A 6415-nucleotide genomic window follows, 5' to 3' on the forward strand; every position below is an offset into this window, starting at 1 on the left:
AGCAACGAGGATACCGTCCACTTGGAAGGCACCTTCTCCTTGGAGGCTTTGTACGTTGCCTTGGCGGACGCCACCAAGTACCGGTACTCACTGGGCACCGGCGCGTTGCCGTCACTCGCGACGAGTTCCTTCAATGCGCGCAAATCCCTTGTGGCCTGACCGCGGGCATACTCTTTGATCTGTACGTTCGAGCCTGTTGCCAAGTCCTTGGTAGTCTGCGGCACGAACCAGTACCACTTCACCGTCGGATACAGGAACGCGACGCACATCACGACTACCAGAATCACAATGACCAGACGACTCCGTTTACTCATGATACTCTCCAGATGATCTAAGATTCTTCATTTCTTTTCGGTTTTCTCAGCGGTGTCGGACGGCGTCTCGGCCGGAGCGGCAGCCTGCGGGGCGGGAGCATCAATCTTCTCCACCGTCTCCGCTTTCTTGTCTTTCTTGCCGGTGGCGACCGGGGCCTGCTTGGCCTTGTCCACCACCTGACTGATGGCGCTCTTGGAGAACTCCAACCGGGTGTTGTCGTCAACCTTCACGATGACGGTCTGCTCCTTGACGGCGATGACCGTTCCATGAATGCCTCCGATGGACACCACCTTGTCGCCCTTCTTCATGGCGTTCAGCATCTCACGCGCTTCCTTGTCCTTCTTCTTCTGGGGACGGATCATCAGGAAGTAGAAAATCAGGATGATCAGAACGAACGTGACCAACGTGGTCATCATCGACCCTTGGGCGCCCGCGGCATTGGAACTTTCTGCGCTCGCAGCGGCGTTAAGCAAAAATGTCACCATACTTTCCTCTCTTTTGCTGGTGGATGGACATCGGAAAAACAGTATACACCCATTTTTCCAAGTATCGAACAAAGTACCACGCCAAGCCGGTGATAGTCAAGTTTGGCGAGGGGCCGTCCCGGCAAACACAACGGAAGGACACTTTCTTTTCTTGACACATTCACCATGAAGTGTCAAAATACTGCCTATCAAACCTACCACCTTTGCAAGGAGAACCGTATGTCACATATCTGGGACGAACTTGATGCATATCGAGGCAAGTTGTTCACCGGCCAATGGCCCACCATCGCACAGCTGTTTTTGATCGCGGTGGAAAAATACCCGACCAACCGATGTTTCACCTGTTTCACGCCGAACCGGCAGACCCTCACCTATATTGAAACCTACCAGCGGATCCTCCGTGTCAGCGGTTATCTGCAGGAACGGGGACTGAAACCGGGGGACCGGGTGGTCCTCAACGGAAAGAACTCCCCCGCCTGGGCCATCGCGTACCTTGCCGTCCAGTTCGCCGGCGGGGTGATCGTCCCGCTGGACAACCACATGCACCCCGACCGGGTGATGGCCCTCAGCGCCTTCAGCGAAGCGTCATTCCTGTTCGCCGACGCCGACGTGCTGGAACATCTGGATGGGAACGATCCCTGGATCAAGCAGGTCAAAAACTCGATGGTCTGCCTGCTGGGCACGCCCCCGGAGGGAGTCCCATCGTGGGAGTCCCTCTCCCCAAACAAAACCTATCCGCCGGTTCCCCGCACGGAAGACGACCTTGCGGCGATCCTGTACACCAGCGGAACAACCGGAAACGAAAAGGGCGTGATGCTGACACACCGGAACATCATCAGCGACGTCTATCAGGCGGCTGACGGCATCTTCCTCCGTGTCACGGAGAAGGATGTGCTGTACGCCCTGCTTCCGCTGCACCACAGCTACTGTTGCACCGCCGTGCTGCTTGAGACCATCAAGCACGGCGCGGAATGCGTCTTCGGCCAGGGGATTGTCGTCTCCAAGATGATCAACGACCTGAAACGGGGCCATGTGACGGTGTTCATGGGCATCCCGCTTCTGTACAACAAGGTACTCTCCGGCATGATGAAGGAAGTCCGGAAGAAAGGAATCTTCGCCTATGGGTTCGTACGCCTCTGCATGACCATCGGCGGTACGCTGAAACTGATCACCGGAAAGAATCCGTTCCGCCCCCTGTTCAACAAGCTGCTGCTTTCCAAGATCGGGCTCGACCACAACCACTACTGCATCTGTGGCGCCGGTCCGTTGGCCCCCCATGTCTTCAAGCAGTACCAGCAGCTCGGACTGGACTTCATCCAGGGCTACGGCCTGACGGAGACCAGCCCCATCGTGACGCTCAATCCGGTAAGCCATTTCAAGATCACCTCCGTCGGGAGGGTGCTCCCGCTGGATCAGGTGATCATCGGAGAGCCAAACGAGCACGGCATCGGGGAGATCCGGGTCAAGGGACCAAACGTCACCCAGGGATACTATAAGGATGAGGAACACACCAAGGAACTGTTCGACCAGGACGGATACCTGCGCACCGGAGATCTGGGATACATGGACAGCGAGTCGTACGTCTACCTGAAGGGACGGGCCAAAAACCTGATCGTCACCGAAGGCGGGAAGAACGTCTATCCGGAGGAGATCGAGGACATGTTCCAGCTGTATCCGGAAATCCAGCAGATTCTGATCCGCGGATACCAGGAAAAGAAGGACGTCCCCTCAGAGAGCATCGAGGCGGTGATCTTCCCATCCCCGGAACTGAAGAATCCCGCAAGGATTGATGCCATCATCCGAGAGGTGAACGCCAAGCTGTCCGGTTACAAGAAGATATCCAAGGTGACCATCCTGGACAAACCGATGGAGATGACCACCACGCAGAAGATCAAACGGAACCTGGTTTCCTGAAGTCAAAAAAAAGACGGATCGGGGAAATCCTCGGTCCGTCTCTTCCCTCTCTGGGGGTCAGATCACATCATGCCACCCATTCCGCCATCAGCGGGAGCTGCCGGAGCAGCAGGCTGCGGGGCGGGAATGTCCGTCACACAGCACTCGGTGGTAAGGATCAACGAGGCAATGGAAGCGGCGTTCTGCAAAGCGCTGCGGGTGACCTTGGTCGGGTCTACGATGCCGCACTTCACCATATCGCACCACTCCATCTTCTCCGCGTCGAATCCGATGCCGGGCTTCTGGTTCATCACCTTGTCGGCGATGATCGAGCCATCGATTCCGGCGTTCTCGGCGATCTGGCGCACCGGTTCCTCAAGCGCGCGGCGGACGATGCGGTATCCCACCTTCTCGTCTTCCGTCATCTTGGAAAGATCCGTTGCGGCCATGGCTTTCGCGGCCTGGGCAAGCGCGACGCCACCACCAGGAATGACACCCTCTTCAATCGCTGCGCGGGTTGCGGACAGGGCGTCCTCAACACGATGCTTCTTCTCTTTCAGCTCGACTTCCGTCGCGGCACCAACGTTCATCACGGCGACGCCACCGGCAAGCTTGGCAAGCCGCTCCTGCAGCTTCTCCTTGTCGTAGTCGCTGGTCGTATCGGTGATCTGCTTCTTGATCTGGGCGATGCGGTCCTTGATGTCCTCGCTCTTGCCGGCTCCGTTGATGATCGTGGTGTTCTCTTTCTCCACCTTGACGCTCTTGGCGCGGCCAAGCTGGGACAGCTCGGCGTTCTCAAGCTTCATGCCAAGCTCTTCGCTGATCACCTGTCCACCGGTCAGAATGGCGATGTCTTCCAGCATCGCTTTCCTGCGGTCACCGAAGCCAGGGGCCTTGACGGCGACGACATTCAGCGTGCCGCGGACACTGTTGACGACCAACGTTGCAAGCGCTTCGCCATCCACATCCTCAGCAATGATCAACAGCGGCTTGGAAGACTGGGCTACTTTCTCCAGAATGGGGAGCAGCTCCTTCATGTTGGAAATCTTCTTGTCGTAAATCAGAATGTACGGATTGTCCAGGACGGCGGTCATCGTCTCCCGGTTGTTGCAGAAGTAGGCGGACAGATAGCCGCGATCGAACTGCATGCCTTCCACGTACTCCGTGGTGGTGTCGATCGTCTTGGATTCCTCAACGGTGATGACGCCATCCAGTCCGACTTTCTCCATCGCGTTGGCGATTTCGTCTCCGATGGTCCGGTCGTTGTTGGCGGAAACGGAAGCAACCTGGGCGATCTCTTCCTTTTCCTTGATTTCCTTGGAAACCTTCTTGATCTCGGTGACCGCGTCAGAGACGGCTTTGTCGATGCCCCGGCGGATACCCATCGGGTTGACTCCGGCGGAAACGCTCTTCATGCCTTCCTTGATGATCGACCAGGCGAGCACCGTGGCGGTGGTGGTGCCATCACCAGCGACATCGTTGGTCTTGGTCGCCACTTCCTTGAGAAGTTGCGCGCCCATGTTCTCGAACGGATTCTCCAGGTCGATCTCACGAGCAACGGAAACACCGTCCTTTGTTACGGTCGGGGCGCCGTACTTCTTGTCCAGGACAACCAGACGACCCTTCGGTCCAAGTGTGGTCATCACGGCGCGGGAAATCTTCTCCACACCGGCAACCAAAGACTTACGGGCTTCCTCATTGAATTGTAATTGCTTTGCCATATTATCGTAACCTCTCCATTAGTATTTGATTTCGTTTTTGAATGGCTTTTTCTACCGTGATGTAATGTACTCATTTTTCAGGGAAGAGGCAAGGTCAAATTTTTCTTACCCCAACCATACGCTTGCTGTGGTTTTCTCTCAGTACTGAAGAAGCTTGCGGACACCCCTCAGTACCTTCCTTACGTGATGGATACCATTATCTCTTGACCATATGGGATAGTGGTCCGATAGATATGTTCCCCCCAGACATTCCGAAGCTTCTCATCTTCCAGAAGAATGGATTCTGTCTTCGGAATACCTTGAAATTCCAAGCAGGCGGGACCGATCATCAATCCAGTTGCCGTACGTTGTGGGAAAAAGGCACTCATCAGGACCAGTTCGTGGGAGACGCTTGTCCGTACCACATCCCGGATGACGACGCAACCATTGCCGAAGCTGACCTCTCTCCGATAGGACTCCAAAGGCATGGAAGGAGGATACGCTTTGGCAAGCTCACAGGAAACCCCATGATCGGAAACCATCACGTCCGTCGCACGGAAGGACGCCCCTGCCTGTTGCTGGAACGAAGGGAAAATCGTCAGGTTGTGGAACCAGTCCTGCATCGTCCAGATGGTATACCGCTCGGGAGAAAAGGTCTTCGCGGTGTACGTTTCAACGCCAACATCGATCAACACCGGTTTCCCTTCCTTGAAAAGGATGATGGACCCCGTGTCGTTATGATTGTGTGACACCCCATTGTTTCCGGCATTCAGCGCCACATCGAATCCCTTCGTCCGGAACAGATGAAGGCCGGTCGAAGGGAAATGAACGGCGCCTGTTTTCCGCTGGTCCGCAATCGGGACATCAGGAGCTTCCGTCACTTCCTTCCAGAGAGCATAGGTACAGAGCCGGTCAAACGCATATCGGGAGGAGAGCAACAGCTTTTCCGGTATCGAGCGACACATCCATCTCGTTCGGAAAAAACGCATCAAATCGGTATCATGGACCGCTTTCGCAAAACCATACTCCTTCAGGCCGGAAGGGGCGATCCGGGCTGAACAATCCGAAAAATTGAAATACCAATCTTCAGAGATATGCATCTGCTTCACGAACGCCGCCATATTCCGGATCTTGGCTTCCTCGAATACGCAGGAGAATGCGTTTCCCGTCATCCCCTGCAACACCCAGAGAGAACCAAACAACGTCACCGCCGCATGATGGTAGTACTCCGGCCCCTCTTCGCACGCGCCATCATCCCCGTATCCTTCAAGGAACCGATCAAGCGTCCGGCATGCGTGTTGGATCGCCTGTTGCTTGCGGATGGGATCCGCAACCAGCAGCGCATAACAGAGCAAGACGTTCTGCGTACACCAAGGCCCCCAGTTGTTGACTTGCTCCCCGCCATCCCCCATCCACCAGAAATGCATCGTTTCATACGGAATGAGGATCCTCCGTTCAATCTCCGCCTTCACATGCCGGATCGCCTCACCAGGCAACCGATCATCCAAAAGCGTGACGGTAAGGGCGAGCAACGCCGCAGTTTCCGCCGCATGAAGGCAAATGATCGGCCGTGTGGTGTCCGGATACGCAATAATCCGCGCATCCCGTTGATAGAGGTTGTGCGCGGGGAGCCACCAGGCGATTTCCGAAGTAATGAGATACACCAGATCCAAAAGCGAAGGAATGCAGGCATCCGTCTGGTCGAAAAACGCAGCGAACAGCAGATCGGCAAGATCCGCGTTGCGTTCTTCCACCAAGCGCTGGTAATGGGTCCGGTTTCCATTCCGATGGAATTCACCAAACGCAGAAAGAGGAATGGAGGGATAAGTTTTCCCGATCAACGAGGCGGCATGGGATCTGAGGATCTGCCGCGTTTCTTCAGGAAGGATGTCCTGGGCAAGCAGGCGTGGAAAATGGGAAGCAACCTGAAAAGGAATGGTGGAAAGGTTACGCATTGCGATATTTCTCCTGATAATCGGTAGGACTCATATGGGCATATTTTTTGAACACTTTGGAAAAATA

At 55.5% G+C, this 6415-nt stretch carries 4 protein-coding genes; 1 reads left to right on the forward strand and 3 read right to left on the reverse strand.

Annotated features, from left to right (window positions below):
* Positions 1-341: 341 nt before the first annotated feature.
* The gene (gene yajC, locus LKE28_10960) at positions 342-800 is read right to left on the reverse strand and encodes a preprotein translocase subunit YajC (GenBank protein MCH3908717.1); all 459 of its coding nucleotides are present in this window, start codon (positions 798-800) and stop codon (positions 342-344) included.
* A gap of 219 nt (positions 801-1019) precedes the next feature.
* On the opposite strand from yajC, the gene LKE28_10965 reads away from it, so the two are divergent.
* On the forward strand, positions 1020-2714 hold the full coding sequence (locus tag LKE28_10965; protein ID MCH3908718.1) for an AMP-binding protein: 1695 nt from the start codon (positions 1020-1022) through the stop codon (positions 2712-2714).
* Positions 2715-2776: 62 nt separating this feature from the next.
* Here LKE28_10965 and groL read toward each other — a convergent pair whose 3' ends face one another.
* Both groL and LKE28_10975 read right to left on the reverse strand, forming a co-directional pair.
* Complete coding sequence (groL, locus tag LKE28_10970; protein ID MCH3908719.1) at positions 2777-4414, reverse strand: chaperonin GroEL; 1638 nt, start codon at positions 4412-4414, stop codon at positions 2777-2779.
* Positions 4415-4593: 179 nt separating this feature from the next.
* A complete protein-coding gene (locus tag LKE28_10975; GenBank protein MCH3908720.1) occupies positions 4594-6348 on the reverse strand; it encodes a heparinase II/III-family protein in 1755 nt (584 codons plus the stop codon).
* Positions 6349-6415 lie beyond the last annotated feature (67 nt).

It is taken from the genome of Sphaerochaeta sp. (genome assembly GCA_022482495.1).
Lineage (GTDB): Bacteria > Spirochaetota > Spirochaetia > Sphaerochaetales > Sphaerochaetaceae > RUG023.

What these genes read in the sequence shown, in the direction of transcription:
- yajC (MCH3908717.1), bottom strand. Translation starts at nt 800, where the DNA reads ATGGTGACATTTTTGCTTAACGCCGCTGCGAGCGCAGAAAGTTCCAAT.
- LKE28_10965 (MCH3908718.1), top strand. Translation starts at nt 1,020, where the DNA reads ATGTCACATATCTGGGACGAACTTGATGCATATCGAGGCAAGTTGTTC.
- groL (MCH3908719.1), bottom strand. Translation starts at nt 4,414, where the DNA reads ATGGCAAAGCAATTACAATTCAATGAGGAAGCCCGTAAGTCTTTGGTT.
- LKE28_10975 (MCH3908720.1), bottom strand. Translation starts at nt 6,348, where the DNA reads ATGCGTAACCTTTCCACCATTCCTTTTCAGGTTGCTTCCCATTTTCCA.